19 protein-coding genes and 1 pseudogene are annotated in these 13,915 nt (G+C 39.3%); 13 read left to right on the forward strand and 7 right to left on the reverse strand.

What is annotated here, in order from left to right:
* The first annotated feature begins 6 nt into the window (after positions 1-6).
* Together ku and ligD are read left to right on the forward strand one after the other, a co-directional pair.
* A complete protein-coding gene (gene ku / locus EHS13_RS15425) occupies positions 7-849 on the forward strand; it encodes a non-homologous end joining protein Ku (protein WP_155701193.1) in 843 nt (280 codons plus the stop codon).
* Positions 850-890: 41 nt separating this feature from the next.
* Positions 891-1,775, forward strand: a complete 885-nt coding sequence (gene ligD / locus EHS13_RS15430; protein ID WP_155701194.1) for a non-homologous end-joining DNA ligase — start codon at positions 891-893, stop codon at positions 1,773-1,775.
* 17 nt (positions 1,776-1,792) lie between these two features.
* Here the strand turns inward: ligD and EHS13_RS15435 are convergent, their stop codons facing one another.
* The 3 genes from EHS13_RS15435 to EHS13_RS15445 all read right to left on the reverse strand — a co-directional run bounded on the left by EHS13_RS15435 (position 1,793) and on the right by EHS13_RS15445 (position 4,412).
* On the reverse strand, positions 1,793-3,466 hold the full coding sequence (locus EHS13_RS15435; RefSeq protein WP_155701195.1) for a ribonuclease J: 1,674 nt from the start codon (positions 3,464-3,466) through the stop codon (positions 1,793-1,795).
* Positions 3,467-3,585: 119 nt separating this feature from the next.
* Positions 3,586-4,143: a pyridoxamine 5'-phosphate oxidase family protein gene (locus tag EHS13_RS15440; RefSeq protein WP_155701196.1), complete on the reverse strand. Its 558-nt coding sequence runs from the start codon at positions 4,141-4,143 to the stop codon at positions 3,586-3,588.
* A gap of 74 nt (positions 4,144-4,217) precedes the next feature.
* Positions 4,218-4,412 carry a hypothetical protein gene (locus EHS13_RS15445; RefSeq protein WP_155701197.1) on the reverse strand — a complete coding sequence of 65 codons (195 nt, stop codon included), beginning with the start codon at positions 4,410-4,412 and terminating at the stop codon, positions 4,218-4,220.
* A gap of 127 nt (positions 4,413-4,539) precedes the next feature.
* Between EHS13_RS15445 and EHS13_RS15450 the strand changes: the two genes are divergently transcribed.
* Positions 4,540-5,400 carry a prohibitin family protein gene (locus EHS13_RS15450; protein WP_155701198.1) on the forward strand — a complete coding sequence of 287 codons (861 nt, stop codon included), beginning with the start codon at positions 4,540-4,542 and terminating at the stop codon, positions 5,398-5,400.
* A gap of 11 nt (positions 5,401-5,411) precedes the next feature.
* On the opposite strand, the gene EHS13_RS15455 is transcribed toward EHS13_RS15450, so the two are convergent.
* The gene (locus EHS13_RS15455) at positions 5,412-5,657 is read right to left on the reverse strand and encodes a hypothetical protein (protein WP_155701199.1); all 246 of its coding nucleotides are present in this window, start codon (positions 5,655-5,657) and stop codon (positions 5,412-5,414) included.
* Positions 5,658-5,805: 148 nt separating this feature from the next.
* Between EHS13_RS15455 and EHS13_RS15460 the strand changes: the two genes are divergently transcribed.
* The 5 genes from EHS13_RS15460 (at position 5,806) to EHS13_RS15480 (ending at position 8,439) form a co-directional block, all read left to right on the forward strand.
* On the forward strand, positions 5,806-6,030 hold the full coding sequence (locus EHS13_RS15460) for a hypothetical protein (RefSeq protein WP_155701200.1): 225 nt from the start codon (positions 5,806-5,808) through the stop codon (positions 6,028-6,030).
* Between the two features lie 85 nt (positions 6,031-6,115).
* On the forward strand, positions 6,116-6,556 hold the full coding sequence (locus EHS13_RS15465) for a cupredoxin domain-containing protein (RefSeq protein WP_155701201.1): 441 nt from the start codon (positions 6,116-6,118) through the stop codon (positions 6,554-6,556).
* Between the two features lie 459 nt (positions 6,557-7,015).
* Positions 7,016-7,450: a J domain-containing protein gene (locus tag EHS13_RS15470; protein WP_155701202.1), complete on the forward strand. Its 435-nt coding sequence runs from the start codon at positions 7,016-7,018 to the stop codon at positions 7,448-7,450.
* Between the two features lie 129 nt (positions 7,451-7,579).
* Positions 7,580-8,023 (forward strand): DUF4183 domain-containing protein, encoded by a 444-nt coding sequence (locus EHS13_RS15475; RefSeq protein WP_155701203.1) that lies wholly within the window; start codon positions 7,580-7,582, stop codon positions 8,021-8,023.
* Positions 8,024-8,118: 95 nt separating this feature from the next.
* A complete protein-coding gene (locus EHS13_RS15480) occupies positions 8,119-8,439 on the forward strand; it encodes a DUF4183 domain-containing protein (RefSeq protein ID WP_155701204.1) in 321 nt (106 codons plus the stop codon).
* 128 nt (positions 8,440-8,567) lie between these two features.
* Here the strand turns inward: EHS13_RS15480 and EHS13_RS15485 are convergent, their stop codons facing one another.
* Entirely contained in the window at positions 8,568-9,035 is a 468-nt protein-coding gene (locus tag EHS13_RS15485; RefSeq protein ID WP_155701205.1) for a hypothetical protein, read from the reverse strand.
* Between the two features lie 193 nt (positions 9,036-9,228).
* Here EHS13_RS15485 and EHS13_RS15490 point away from each other — a divergent pair, with 193 nt between their 5' ends.
* Positions 9,229-9,321 (forward strand): YjcZ family sporulation protein, encoded by a 93-nt coding sequence (locus tag EHS13_RS15490; RefSeq protein WP_155701206.1) that lies wholly within the window; start codon positions 9,229-9,231, stop codon positions 9,319-9,321.
* A gap of 90 nt (positions 9,322-9,411) precedes the next feature.
* Here the strand turns inward: EHS13_RS15490 and EHS13_RS36770 are convergent, their stop codons facing one another.
* Both EHS13_RS36770 and EHS13_RS37535 read right to left on the reverse strand, forming a co-directional pair.
* Positions 9,412-9,609, reverse strand: a complete 198-nt coding sequence (locus EHS13_RS36770; RefSeq protein ID WP_227014031.1) for an excalibur calcium-binding domain-containing protein — start codon at positions 9,607-9,609, stop codon at positions 9,412-9,414.
* A pseudogene (locus EHS13_RS37535) lies at positions 9,601-10,179 on the reverse strand (stalk domain-containing protein); the annotation flags it as partial. The gene EHS13_RS36770 and the pseudogene EHS13_RS37535, both read right to left, overlap by 9 nt.
* 245 nt (positions 10,180-10,424) lie before the next feature.
* Between EHS13_RS37535 and EHS13_RS15500 the strand changes: the two are divergent.
* The 4 genes from EHS13_RS15500 (at position 10,425) to EHS13_RS15515 (ending at position 13,816) form a co-directional block, all read left to right on the forward strand.
* Positions 10,425-10,817, forward strand: a complete 393-nt coding sequence (locus tag EHS13_RS15500; RefSeq protein ID WP_155701208.1) for a YhjD family protein — start codon at positions 10,425-10,427, stop codon at positions 10,815-10,817.
* A complete protein-coding gene (locus EHS13_RS15505; protein WP_155701209.1) occupies positions 10,814-12,061 on the forward strand; it encodes a DNA polymerase IV in 1,248 nt (415 codons plus the stop codon). Before EHS13_RS15500 ends, EHS13_RS15505 begins: the two co-directional genes overlap by 4 nt.
* Positions 12,058-12,435, forward strand: a complete 378-nt coding sequence (locus EHS13_RS15510) for a YolD-like family protein (protein WP_155701210.1) — start codon at positions 12,058-12,060, stop codon at positions 12,433-12,435. Before EHS13_RS15505 ends, EHS13_RS15510 begins: the two co-directional genes overlap by 4 nt.
* A gap of 121 nt (positions 12,436-12,556) precedes the next feature.
* Positions 12,557-13,816, forward strand: a complete 1,260-nt coding sequence (locus EHS13_RS15515; protein ID WP_155701211.1) for an ATP-binding protein — start codon at positions 12,557-12,559, stop codon at positions 13,814-13,816.
* The last annotated feature ends 99 nt before the right edge of the window (positions 13,817-13,915 follow it).

Genomic DNA, 13,915 nt, shown 5'->3' on the forward strand with positions numbered 1-13,915 from the left:
ATTAAGATGCATACACTTTGGAAAGGCGCAATTAGCTTTGGTTTGGTTCATGTTCCAGTGAAGATGTTTTCGGCAACCGAGGATAAAGATATCTCAACACGTTATATTCACAGAAGCTGTTCGACGCCGCTAAATATGGTGCGCAAATGCCCAACCTGCGATAAAGAGGTGGAGTGGGAGGATATTGCACGAGGTTATGAATATGAGCCAGGCCGTTTTGTTGTATTTGAGAAAGAGGAGATCGAGCGTTTGAACGGCGAGGTTAATAAAGAAATTAAAATATTGGATTTTGTCGATTTGGTAGAAATTGACCCGATCTATTTTCAGAAAACGTATTACCTTTCTCCGGGAGATACGGGTGCCAATGCTTATAGCTTGCTTCTGGAGTCGCTTAAACAAACAGGTAAAATCGGGATCGCTAAAGTATCGATTCGTTCGAAAAGCAGCTTATGCTGTATCCGTGTTATTGACAACTGTCTTGCTATGGAAACCATGTTTTATCCAGATGAAGTGAGGTCTATCACTCAGGTTCCTAACCTGCCAGAGCAAATTAATGTGAATGATAAAGAATTGTCTATGGCCAAAATGCTGATAGATCAGCTTTCTACACCATTCGAAGCAGCCAAGTATAAGGATGATTATCGGGCGGCATTTATGGAAGCCATTGAACACAAAATTGCTGGGGAAGAGGTTCAAGTCTCGCCTCAAGTTAAAAAGACTAATGTAATCGACCTAATGTCAGCTTTACAGGCTAGTCTGGAAGCAGCAAAGCTTACGCCCAAAGCAACGGGTGAGGTTAAAGCGAAACCAGCAGCGAAAACGAAGCGCAAAGAAAAAGTTCCCTCTTAATTAGACAGCTAATTCCACATCATGTGAAGGGAGCGATCCATATGGCCGTTGCAATCAAAGAAACCATAACCATAGAAGGACAAGATATAACTCTATCCAATCCAAACAAGCTGCTCTGGCCGGAGTTAGGCATTACTAAGCTGCAATATATGCAAAAGCTGATTATCCTAGCTCCTTATCTACTGCCTTACTGTCAAAATCGCTATTTAACGACGATTCGTTATCCGAATGGGATTGACGGCAAATCATTTTATCAGAAGAACATCCCACCCACAGCACCTGCTTTCGTAAACTCAGCCCAAAAAGACAGCATACATTATGTTATTCTAGATTCCTTATCGACTCTTCTATGGTTAGGGAATTTAGCTGCGCTTGAGTTCCATACGTCATTCGAATATGTGGGCGGAGAAGAACCAGCAGAGTGGATTCTGGACATTGACCCAAGTGAGGAAGACGAGCCGAGACTGATGGAGGCCATCGCTATTATTGGCGATACGCTTAATTCATTGGGGATTAATTCAATACCAAAAACCTCGGGCGCAACAGGGGTTCAAATTATCATCCCGATAAAGAGGGGGCATACTTTTGAGCAATTACGCAGAATTGGTCATTTTTTAGGCCGATTTTTGACTGAAAAATACCCCGATCTATTCACAATCGAAAGATTGATTAAGAATCGGGGCAGCAAAATTTATATTGATTATGTACAGCATTCTGCAGGGAAAAGCCTTTCTGCCCCTTATACGCCTCGCGCTAGAAAGCTTGCGACCGTATCTACACCGCTTTTATGGACAGAAGTTAAGCAGAATGTAGATCTTCGCACGTTTAATTTGTTTACCATAGAAGATCGCTTGAAAAAACATGGAGATTTAATTACTAAGGTTGCAAAACAAGATCTAAGCGCCATTCTAAGGGGGATAAAATAATTTTTTTTTCAATAAATTTACACTTCAATAATGATTGGCAGAATCATCGGTCTTCTTTTTGTCTTTGCATACAAGTATTGGCTAACTGCTTCTTTGATGCTTTGCTTAAGCACATTCCAGCGGTTTACATTCGCCTCTTGCAAGCTGTTGATGGTCGTTACGACTAGTCGATTAACGTCTTTCATGAGATCTTCCGAGTCACGAACATATACGAATCCTCTGGAAATAGTATCAGGTCCGGAAATAATTATACCTTCTGATTTACTAAGCGTAATGACGATGACAAGCATGCCGTCCTCAGAAAGCTGTTTGCGATCACGCAGCACAATATTTCCCACATCGCCAATACCCAATCCATCGATGAGGATATTCCCTGCATGTACCTTACGAGTCTGACGAGCAACCGAGTCGTTAATATCAACAACATCGCCATTGTTAATAATATAAACATTCTCTTTCTGCACGCCAACCGATACGGCCAGCTGACGATGCTGATGGAGCATTCGATATTCACCGTGTATGGGAATAAAATATTTGGGCTTCATTAAGGTAAGCATCAGCTTCAGCTCCTCTTGGCTAGCATGTCCAGATACATGCATCCCGGTAACATTCCCTGACCCATAGATAACATGGGCACCGAGCAGAAATAAATTATCAACGATATGGGCAACATTTCGTTCATTTCCTGGTATAGGGCTTGAGGCCATAATGACCGTATCATCTGCGAGGATTTCTGCTGAACGATAGTTTGATCTGGATAGACGAGACAAGGCAGCCATAGGTTCTCCCTGGCTTCCCGTGCAGAGAATCGCCACCCTATCAGCCGGCAAACGATTAATTTCACTTGCTTCAACTAACATCCCTTCAGGGATACTTAAATAACCAAGCTCTTGGGCAACCGTTACTACATTTACCATACTTCGACCAAGTAGAACAAGCTTGCGGTTTGTTTTTATAGCTGCATCTACGACCTGCTGCACACGATGGACATTAGAAGCAAACGTAGAGATAAAAACCTTGCGGGTGGCTTTACTGAATGCTTCCTCAATATTCTGACCTACTATCCGCTCTGAGGCAGTAAATCCCGGTCGTTCGGCATTCGTGCTTTCTGATAAGAGAACCAAGACACCTTTTTGACCGATTTCCGCCATTTTATGGATGTCTGGATATTGATCATTTACAGGAGTTAAATCGAATTTAAAATCACCTGTATGTACGACAGTACCTTCAGGTGTATGGAATACCACGCCTAAGCAATCTGGGATACTGTGGTTCGTTTTGAAAAAGCTTAGCTGCATCATTCCAAAATTGATATTTGAATCGGAGTCAATAATAACTCTTTGGGATTCCCCAAGCAGACCATGCTCTTTTAACTTAACCTCAATTAAGCCTAGAGTTAAGCGCGTTGCATAGATGGGCAAATTCAATTTTTTTAAGAGATAGGGGATGCCGCCAATATGATCTTCGTGACCATGAGTGACAACTAAAGCACGAATTTTTTGCTTATTCTCTTGGAGATAACTCATATCTGGAATGATTAAATCAATACCTAATAAGCTTTCATCTGGAAACTTGGAACCGCAGTCGATGACAATAATATCGTTTGAATATTGAACAACATACATATTCTTGCCGATTTCATTAATCCCGCCTAAAGAAAATATCGATAACGTACTTTCTGCATTACTCACAATTAAAGTCCTCCTAATCGAAACTTAATTGTTAAAGTATTCCCTTATTAAAACCTTTTATGTTTGCTTACACGACATAAAAAAGAGCCGCATATGCTGCAGCTCTTTTGTCCATTTTTTTATACCAAAGATTCTCCAATCGGAGTAGGCAAACCGTCCAGGCTGATGCTATTCCTGTCACGATGATATTGCTCGAGACCTTCCTCGCCCTTTTGAACAGCCCAGCGTTTGAGTGTTTCGCGTTCACTGGTGTAGCTGAAGTTGGGGACGGCATACCCGCATGAGGTTTGAACCTTATGCATGGTTATATAGATAATTTGGCGCGCTCCGGGAAGTAGTTCAAATTGTGGAATCAAGTCATCCCATTCAGTCGTCTCAGGCAAGATGACACGTCCAGTGCCATATCCTCTAAGTATCAGCGGTGGGCCTTCGAATGCACAAAACATGAGCGTAATCCGGCCGTTTTCAGCTATATGAGCACTAGTTTCATTGCCACTCCCCGTTAAATCCAAGTAAGCTATTTCTGTGGGGGAGATAATGCGCAGAACATCGTGTCCTTTAGGGGATAAATTAACATGACCCTCGTCGCTTAAAGGGGCTGATCCTACAAAGAATAGACGTTGCTTGCGGATGAAGTCTTCGTGTTCAGGCAATAAAGCATCAAAAATTTTTCCCATGGTAGATTCCTCCTAGATTATCCTATCCGAATTATACCATATGGCTATTCAGTTGTTATGTAAAAGCTAATATGCTATAAACAAATTTTAAATTCACAGTGCTCTTTGGAAACAGCAAAATTACTGATGTAAACAACCTCGTTGTTATGTGATTTAATAAATCCGCTGCCTACGTGCATGTCTTGTTGAGTAATGGAAATAATTAATCGAAAAATAATCGCATTATCAAAATCAACATCCGTTTTCAGTCGATATCCACTTCTATACATGATTATCTTTCCTTTCGCTAAGTTATTTTTACTCCTATACAGCTATAGACAAGAAAAATGAGACCTTTGTTATAGTCTTACGTATGGTATAGAGTAAATTTGATCAGATTCGGAGTGGGGGATGAATATGGAATTTCAAGGGACAGACCAAGTCAAGAAAGTAAATGCAGAAAACAACAAGAATATTCGCAATTATGTGACGATCGGATTAGCTGTAGTACTGGGTTTAATTATTGTGTTTAATGGTTTTACAACGGTGCAATCGGGATATGTCGGTGTCAAAAAAACACTGGGTAAATTGGACTCCGGCTATCTAAGCGCGGGTCTACATTTCAAAATTCCGTTCATGCAGGAAATTATTATTGTGAATACGCAAGTATTGAAATCAGAAACGCAAGCAGCGGCTTCATCGAAGGATATGCAGACTACGCATACAAGCATAGTGGTCAACTATCGAGTAGATGAAACCAGAGCTTCCCGATTGTTATCCACTGTAGGTGCTGGTTATGCCAATGTGATTATCGCACCTGCGATTCAAGAGGTATTGAAAGCAACGACTTCGATGTATTCGGCTGAAGAGCTTGTTACGAAACGTGAAACCGTTGCTGTAGGTATTAAAGAAGGCTTGGAAAAGAAGCTGGTTAAGTATGATTTAATCGTAACGGATATTAGCATTACTAACTTCGAATTCGAAAAAGCATTTAATGAATCAATCGAAGCCAAGCAAGTTGCGGCTCAGCAAGCGATTAAAGCTGAAAACGATCTGCGTCGGATTGAAATTGAAGCCAAGCAGAAGATAGCCGAAGCGGGGGCAGAAGCCGAGTCGCTGAGGTTGAAGAAGCTGGAGATCACGCCGGATCTAGTTTTACTTAAACAAATCGAGGTTCAAGAAAAAGCAGTTGATAAATGGGACGGTAAATTACCGAACGTAACTGGGGGTACGATTCCATTCATCAATGTAGACGGTGCTCAATCAGCAAACAAGTAATTTAATAAAAGTTAGGAAGGGGTCGTTTCGACGGCTCCTTTTTTGCGTCCAAATGGTTCATGGGAAAGTGTCGGTTTGGTTTTTTTATGAATCAAGCCTTTTCCTTTAACCCATGTGAAAATGATGATATCATGCTCATAAAACTCGATTACATCACTGAAGCATGTGGAGATTTTATTATAGAAGTAAACAATTGCAGCGGGCCATTCTTCAAATGCGATTAAGTTATGATTGTCAAGCACAATACGGTATTTCAAAATAGAATCGACTCCTTAGGATTTATTCACACAATTTATAGTTTATGCGCGGAATCAATCAAATATGCCGAAAATTTTACAAAGCATACAAACCGTTTGATTAAGAGATTCGTATGATAGAGTAAAATCGCAGCATGGAGCTGATCCTATGAATAATGAGATGATTATTACGATATCCGCGATCGTTGCCTCTTATGTAACGGTCTTTAAATCTTTTAATCTAGTAGATACTAAATTTCTGCCTTTGGTCGCGCTTATGATTGCAGCCGTGTTTGTTCTGGTCCCGAATGTGGTTTATGAGAAGCTAGTGTTAATTTCGACTATTGGGCTTGGAGCAGCAGGTGTCTATCAAATGACGAAGCGAAATTTATGAATGATCATAAAAATCAAACCGGACTAGCCCAATCTTCGTTAACTTATATAGCTCCATAAAATAAGGGTATAGAAGGAGGGTCTTTATGAGAAAGCATTTGTTATTCTTTATGTCGGTACTTGTTCTCATTGTTGCCTTAAGCGCCTGCGGTGCAAAAAAAGAGGAGGCTACTATGGCGGAGAAAACGCCGTCAGCGACTGTAGCTCCTGCCGCTACGGATGCCGCTGCCACCACAGCGCCAGTAAGCACAGAAGCCGCACAAGAAGTGAAGTTAATTGCCAGCGCAGCAACCTTCAAGTTTGACAAGCCTGAGTATCATGTTAAAAAAGGTGTACCTGTTAATTTGTCCTTGGAAATGAAAGATGGTAAACACGGAGCAAGGCTAGTAGATTTTGATGTTAACTTAAACTCGGAGACTCCAACAGCAACCTTTACACCTGACAAAGCAGGAACTTTCTTAATCAAATGCTCCGTGCCTTGTGGAGATGGACACATGAATATGACAGCAAATTTAATCGTGGAATAGGGTTGGAGCTTTGCAGAACGAATTTTAAATTAGACGCACACCACCTTGTGGCTGTGCGTCTAATTTGTCATCTCTGAATAATTAAAAGGCTTTAGAAAAACCGTCTGCGTTCAAATATAAAAACGTGATTAATGCAGCTGACAAGTACAAAACCGTTCCTCAATAAGCATTTTCTAGCAGCAGCAACTCGTTTTCCTACGACTAAGAAAGACTTACAGGGCGCAGCGCTACCAACGATATTCACTTTTTTGATAATAAAATGGCAGTCTTGGCAACCAAATCTAATAGTTACAACATCAATTTGACAATTCATAATCGGTTTCACCTCCACAGAAGTAGTTTATTCATCCAAGCTACTTAGGTTTGGGTAGAAGATAGGTGAGATAAGGCTATTTATTGTTTCTCGTGCATATTCTTCCATCCTTTTGCGAACCCTTTTAATAAAAAGGAGGGAACGCCATGCAGGATCGCTTAGAAGCGTTCAAGATTCTTGGTTTACCGGAGGAAGCCCAGCGTCAGGAGATCGAGAGCCGTTATTTTCATTTAGTCAAAAAATACAAGTACCTCGCACAGGATGAGCAGCCCTCTTTAGGAGAACCGATTTTTGCCGTCATTAACGAAGCCTATCACCTTTTAATCGGATACTCGCCCATGCAAAAAATTCAGTTTAAGCAACTGGATTGGAAGGAAAAGCTTCAGCATATTCGCGAATATTACATGATGCAAATTAGTCTAAGTGTGATATTTGTACTGGCTGTCGTAGGGATGGGCTTTGTCATTCACGATATTAATAAATCCTTGCAAGATCAGCCCACAAGCTCCAGTATTACATCGATCCAGGCCAGCCCGCTCCCGAATCTGGATTGTAATGCTCCGCAACGAGCTTTAAGGTAAGCTTGATAAGCTAAGCGAAAACAGATCTAGGAATATAATCTTCCTCAGATCTGTTTTTTATTTTATGTGCCATATAACAAGCAGACAACCAACTATATTCATATATTAATAATCACAAGGGGTGATGATATGAAAAAGCGCTGGATGCGCATGTTAAAAGATATAGAAAAACTTATGAAAGAACAAAAAATGATCAAAAATATAGTAGTAGAATGTAAGCCACATATTGTAGTCAATCCTATTATAATAGGATGCTTCCCTTTAGGTAACAAATCAGAGCTTAGCACCATACCAATCATTAAAAGATATTTTTATATTCCAAGCTCGGATATTCATTTCACAGATACGACGGTGATCCCAGCCCAATTATTTTTAAATGATGCGGGAAACCGTACTACCGAATTTATGGTGTTCGTACCAAATGGGTATTTTAATTTATATCTTAACGGTGTTATGCAAGAAGGGAATTTATATAAGGTTAGTGCGAGCTCATTAACTTTTAATCCCGTAGGTGAAATCATCACTGCAGGCACACCCATAATTGTAGAATCAGTAGGATTCTCTACTAAATAGCTCCCGTAAAAGTTGAATCATATCTACCCTATTATTTGCCATTCCATTTCTTAGTAGAGTTGCATTTACTATAGAGTGGAAGGGAGGTGAATCAAATGGCACTTTCTCTAATAAATATTCATGTCAATGTCACTGGTGATTCTACTAGATTTTTTAATGTTTTGGCAGCACCATTAGTCGTTGCAGATGGAACAGAAATCCTAGCAACAGCTTTTCTAACAGATACAGGCGTTCCTGCTACCGCTTTTCCGGTTGTAACTAATGGCTACTATAATTTCTATATAAATGGTGTACTTCAAGAGGGTGGATCTTATTCTATTACTGCAACCGAATTGACCTTTAATACGGTCACTGGCACTTTATCTGCGGGTACTCCATTAATTGTAGAAGCAGTGGAATTGACTACAATTATCTAATCCTAACTTTTTCATTTACTTTCCTTCTAGATTTTATGACAATTTTTTACAATATACATCGAATTAATGTAATTGTAAGCATAATTATGTCAAATAATCTATTAAAAGTAAATTATTGTTGGTATTTATCAAGTTGCTGAAGAGATGACTATCGTCCAGAAAATAGCACTAACTACAATCATAATGATCCCAAATATTAAAATTCCTTTGCCAGCTTCACTTTTTTCGGGGTCATCATCAAATGAAATAATTCCTCCTACAATCAACCCGATAAAAGGGATGAGAAAAGTTACAAGATAAAGCAAAAAGTATGATTTTCCGCTTCCGTATGTTTGTTGAGAATTGTAAGTAGTGGGAGCCTTCTTAGCTTTAATAGTTGGAGTTTGGCAATATTTACATTTTAAAGCGCCTACTTCTAATCTCTCGTTACATTTAGAACAAAATTTTATTGAGCTTTTTGTTGAAGAGTTCTGGTTTTTATCAGAATCTAATGTTCCTCTAATGGTTGCATCATGTAAAGTCTTATTGCAGGAAGCACAAATAACAGCATTTTCCTTATTATCCTCGCCGCATGAACTGCAAACCTTTACCGCCATTGATGATCACTCGATTCTGTTATGATTTCGATGTAAATCATTGGAATTATAGCACGGATTGTATATTAAAGGGAATTTAATCAGGGATTTCAAAACCCATTTATGGCTAATAAACAATAACCCAATCAATTCATGCTCAACTTCATATACTACGTTATGTATTGAATTTTTCCCATGAGGGGAGTTGAGAGATATGGGCGTAGGTGTAGGTGGATTCACAAGTTCGGCTTCAATCTTAGTTCTTTTTATCCTTTTAGTTATTATTAGTAGTGCATTTGTAATCTAAACTTCTTATCCTCCCGCAACGAATAAGGAGCTCTAATCCATTAATATAACAAACCCACACTCGAAGGAGATGTGGGTTTGTTTTACTTCTTTAATTAATTTCACAAGCGATTCCATCACCATCACGATCTAAACTGGAACTGTAACCGGGTTCACCTGTGCGGATCGGAGCTTTTCCAGCTGCTTTTACTTCCGCGCATGATTTATATTTATCTATATCAATTACATTCGATGGTGTAGGTGTAGGTGTAGGCGTACTTGCAGCTGTAGAACTGCTGGCTTTAAAAATAAATAAGACCTTCGTTCCATTTGGATATTTTTCTAGTTGATTTCCAACCCACGATCCAGAACCGCGATTGTCACTTGATAATACGTACTCAACATCAGCTCCAGAACCACCCTCTGCACACATCGCCATTGGCCACTCGTCACGATCATAGTCATTTTTTGTAAGGATTCCCTTCAGTGATTCGTCTCTGTTTTCGTCTGCTCCTTCACGATCAATGGTGCATGTATCGGATTCGCCTTTTGCTATTGCAAGTAGAATATGTTTAGCGGTTAAAGGATATCGCTCAATCGGGAATTCAAGAGTATAATCCGCTGGTGCTGGAGTAGCAACCTGAGTACTAGATGTAATAGTTATTGTTCGCTTTACCCCGTCCCACTTAACCTCAGCACCCAATGATTCGCTGACAACCTTTAATGGAACATACGAAGAACCCTTAATAATTTGAATATCTGTGACTATTGCTTTGCCGTTAATAAACAATTTAATATCACTTGCTGCATAAACCCCGATTGAAACTGAAAGAGCTATGATACTCGCTAAACCCAATGCAAGGAATAACTTTTTTTTCATGTATACCTCCAATAAGTTATTTGCTACTCCAACTATGTTATGATTTTTCCTTTTAGAAAGAACACCAATAAACCCCGCTTTAATAAACAGTGGAGTCCATCAACTAGCGCCGCACTCTATAACATGAGGATTTTTTTGTTTGTAAAAATATTCTTCTTGAAATGCGAATAAATGTTCGTATATAATGCATATACTAGATAGAACATACGTGCGTATATTGTAGATGATAAGAAAGGAACTCGACCATGAAAAAACCTCAAGAGATGACGTTAGATGAACTAGTAATGGTCAAGAACTGTATTATTTATCCTGTTATCCTAGATGTTTTGGAGCGTGATATTGGCAAAATGAAGAATGCCGATTTTAAAATTCCCTTGGTTTACATAGGAAGCATAAAAAACATTCAGAAAATCGTAACTGTTGAGTTGACCGATTTAAACCGCGAGTTGCGGAATCGAGGGATTAAAATATTTGATCAAGAAACTTCACAGAGAGGGATAACAGCTAAATATTTATGTCGGGGCTACAAGCATGAAGTTAAGTTTTTACCAAGCATGATTAAAGCTTGTGTAGTTGTTAAAGTTTGCGTGTTGCTTAACCTGGACTTGAACAGTATTAAAAGCGGGGGGATTCTATGAAACCCTTGAGGACTATTGCGCTATTCGATTGTCAAAGCTTCTATGCCTCTGTTGAGAAAGCTGCGCATCCAGAATACAAAGATATGCCGGTAGCTATTGGTGACCCTGAGCGTAGGTCGGGGATTATTCTCGCTGCATGCCCACTTGCCAAAAAGAAGGGGGTTACAACTGCCGAACGAATTGGCGAGGCACTTGGAAAGTGTCCTGAATTAATCATCATTCGTCCTCGAATGGAGGAGTATCTCCGCGTTTCCCTAGACATTACCGGCATCTATCGTACCTTTACCGATTTGGTGGAGCCATTTTCCATAGACGAGCAGTTCCTTGATCTCACAGGATCAAGTAATTTATTTGGACCTCCAGTTGAAATAGCCAAACAAATCCAAGAGAAGGTTATGATGCAGACTGGGGTCTATGTCAGGGCTGGTATTAGCTCCACAAAAATTTTAGCTAAAACCGCTTGTGATAATTTCGCAAAGAAACATCCGGAAGGTATATTTGTACTTCCGATAGAAGAAATTGCAGAGCATCTATGGCCGTTACCCATTCATCAAATGTATATGGTGGCTTCAAAGATGACACAACACTTGATGATGATGGGCATCCAAACAATTGGTGATTTAGCAAGAAGGGATCTTGGGAAGCTCAAGCAGCAGATGCGTGCAAAGTTCGGGAAGAATTCCGACATAAAAGCAGAATATTACTGGAGAATTGCAAACGGAATCGATGACGGTCTGGTCCGCCCAGGTGTGTATGGAGAACAAAAGACAATTGGAGCTGGGAGAGCTCTTCAAACACACAAATATACGCAAGCTTGGCAAGTGTTAGTCATGCTTTTTGAACTCTGTTGTATCGTTGGCAGGAGAGCAAGGCAGAATGGTGTAATCGGGTATGTTGTATCTCTCAGCTGTTCAACGGATTCAGGAGGGTTCAGCCGACAAATGACGATCTCTCAGCCAACCAACATAGATGATGAAATATTCGAAAACGCTAAACATATTTTCGATAAAAATTGGAATAAGCAGCCCGTTGGCAGATTGAGTGTAGATTTGTCGGGTTTGGTAGAAGAGGGTACAATCCAACTTGATCTCTTTGATGACCGTGACAAGAAGATAAACATGCTCAAGGTAATGGACAATATAAAGGATCGATATGGAGACGACGCAATCATGCGCGCCAGTTCACTTACAGAAGCCGGGCAAGCACGGGAACGTGCCAAAATGATCGGAGGACACTACAAATGACCAAACAACTAGACGATATGTGGACTTCTAAGTGGGTGTTGCCAGAGCATCGCGAGGCTCTTGTAGCAGATGATAGGAGCTTAAAACGGTTAATTAAACCTGATCTTGACGAACAAGAGGTAGCTGCAATAGATCAGGCTATCCATAGTGCCATTCAAACAAAGGGAACCATAATACTAACCGTATTTGACAAGTATGAGTTGAAGAGAGTCACAGGGACGGTATTCAAATTAGACGCGATAATAAAGATGGTTAAAATAAAACTTGAGGATCCTTCTGCTGAAGATAATGAATGTATATGGGTACCTTTAAGAGATATTCTTAAAGCTGAGATGAGGGAAGTTGAGGAGTGGGATGATGTAGGATGGGAATAAAAAAATCAGAGTAACAGAAATGGGTAATATATACTATATTTATCTTGGGCTTTAATGACATATGTAATTACTTGATGATAATATATAGGAATACGTAATGTTTAAATAGGGTGGGGAACGTATGCCTCTAATGTTAGAAAGCATCATTATTAACTTTATGTTCATATGTGCTCCATCGATTGTTTATTTTCTAGTTTGGATAAAATACGGAAAACAAAGCGGTTATTCTTCCAAATTTGTTTTATTCCTATTTTTGAGCATCTCAATTATCTTGTGTTTGTCCTTCCCGTATCAATATCAAGGCAAATACATGTTCGATTTTAGACTAGTTCCTCTTGCTATTGGTGTTTTATATGGTGGACCAATGGTAGGAGGGACTCTTTTTGTAATTCTGATTGCTTATCGTTATATGATCATCGGTCATGGGACAAACCTTAGTTTAATTCTTATGTTTTGGACATATATAAGTCTGATAATTATGACAAGAAAGCATTATCTCAGCAAGCATTCAAAATTTATTAAACTGATTGTATCGATTGCAATAATTCCGATTCTTTTTATCTTTCTATGTTTTTGGTTTTTTGGATTAAGTTATCAAGTGACAGTAAGCTTTATCCTACACAGAATTACTGTGTTCTTTGCGATATATTTGACAGTATATCTTATTGATTTTTTAATTGGCCATTTTAAAATGCAAAAAGAACTTCAGGAAATCGAAAAAATGATAGTTGTTAGTCAAATCGCAGCCAGCGTATCACATGAAATCAGAAATCCATTAACTACAGTAAAAGGTTTGCTGCAGGTTTTTAAAGAGAGGGAGCTGCCGTTTGAAAAGAGACAAAATTTAACTGAAGTTGCCTTACATGAATTAGATACAGCCATAAATATAATCTCGGATTATTTAACATTTGCAAAACCACAGGTTGAAAAAATGATATTTCTCAATCTTTCTGAAGAACTTCAACAAGTTATCAGCGTATTAACACCTTACGCGAATATGCAGCAAGTTACATTGACGTATGTCGTGGATACAGCACAACCAATCCTAGGAGATAGCCAGCAGCTTAGACAATGTCTAATCAATTTGGTGAAAAACTGCATAGAAGCTTCACCAAATGGAAGAGTAGATATTGCTGTTCTAACAATTAGGGAGCATATTGTTATTCGAATACAAGATAATGGTACAGGTATGACGAGCGAACAGATTCAAAGGCTGGGCATCCCTTATTATTCTACGAAAGAAAAAGGCACAGGACTCGGTATGATGGTTGCTTTTAGTATCATCAAGGCTATGAATGGTACAATCAAAGTAGAGAGTGAGATCAATATGGGAAGTTTATTTGTGATTTCTTTCCCGTTGCAGCTAAATTTAAATGATTAAAAATGTCAACCAGAATTGTAAAAGTTCGCGTTTTAGCCCAAGGTAAAGGAGCAAATGGTAATGTTTGAAAGAATGAGCCCGGGAATGTCCCAACTGCTA

Origin of the sequence: Paenibacillus psychroresistens (assembly GCF_009728935.1) — a bacterium.
Classification (GTDB): Bacteria; Bacillota; Bacilli; order Paenibacillales; family NBRC-103111; genus Paenibacillus_AC; species Paenibacillus_AC psychroresistens.

Excerpts from the sequence above, each read along its gene's own strand:
- EHS13_RS15480 (WP_155701204.1), top strand. The coding sequence starts at position 8,119 with ATGGCACTTTCTCTAATAAATATTCATGTCAATGTCACTGGTGATTCT.
- EHS13_RS15450 (WP_155701198.1), top strand. The coding sequence starts at position 4,540 with ATGGAATTTCAAGGGACAGACCAAGTCAAGAAAGTAAATGCAGAAAAC.
- EHS13_RS15470 (WP_155701202.1), top strand. The coding sequence starts at position 7,016 with ATGCAGGATCGCTTAGAAGCGTTCAAGATTCTTGGTTTACCGGAGGAA.
- EHS13_RS15465 (WP_155701201.1), top strand. The coding sequence starts at position 6,116 with ATGAGAAAGCATTTGTTATTCTTTATGTCGGTACTTGTTCTCATTGTT.
- ku (WP_155701193.1), top strand. The coding sequence starts at position 7 with ATGCATACACTTTGGAAAGGCGCAATTAGCTTTGGTTTGGTTCATGTT.
- EHS13_RS15445 (WP_155701197.1), bottom strand. The coding sequence starts at position 4,412 with ATGTATAGAAGTGGATATCGACTGAAAACGGATGTTGATTTTGATAAT.
- EHS13_RS15460 (WP_155701200.1), top strand. The coding sequence starts at position 5,806 with ATGAATAATGAGATGATTATTACGATATCCGCGATCGTTGCCTCTTAT.
- ligD (WP_155701194.1), top strand. The coding sequence starts at position 891 with ATGGCCGTTGCAATCAAAGAAACCATAACCATAGAAGGACAAGATATA.
- EHS13_RS15440 (WP_155701196.1), bottom strand. The coding sequence starts at position 4,143 with ATGGGAAAAATTTTTGATGCTTTATTGCCTGAACACGAAGACTTCATC.
- EHS13_RS15485 (WP_155701205.1), bottom strand. The coding sequence starts at position 9,035 with ATGGCGGTAAAGGTTTGCAGTTCATGCGGCGAGGATAATAAGGAAAAT.
- EHS13_RS15505 (WP_155701209.1), top strand. The coding sequence starts at position 10,814 with ATGAAACCCTTGAGGACTATTGCGCTATTCGATTGTCAAAGCTTCTAT.
- EHS13_RS15510 (WP_155701210.1), top strand. The coding sequence starts at position 12,058 with ATGACCAAACAACTAGACGATATGTGGACTTCTAAGTGGGTGTTGCCA.
- EHS13_RS15515 (WP_155701211.1), top strand. The coding sequence starts at position 12,557 with ATGCCTCTAATGTTAGAAAGCATCATTATTAACTTTATGTTCATATGT.
- EHS13_RS15490 (WP_155701206.1), top strand. The coding sequence starts at position 9,229 with ATGGGCGTAGGTGTAGGTGGATTCACAAGTTCGGCTTCAATCTTAGTT.
- EHS13_RS15500 (WP_155701208.1), top strand. The coding sequence starts at position 10,425 with ATGAAAAAACCTCAAGAGATGACGTTAGATGAACTAGTAATGGTCAAG.
- EHS13_RS15475 (WP_155701203.1), top strand. The coding sequence starts at position 7,580 with ATGAAAAAGCGCTGGATGCGCATGTTAAAAGATATAGAAAAACTTATG.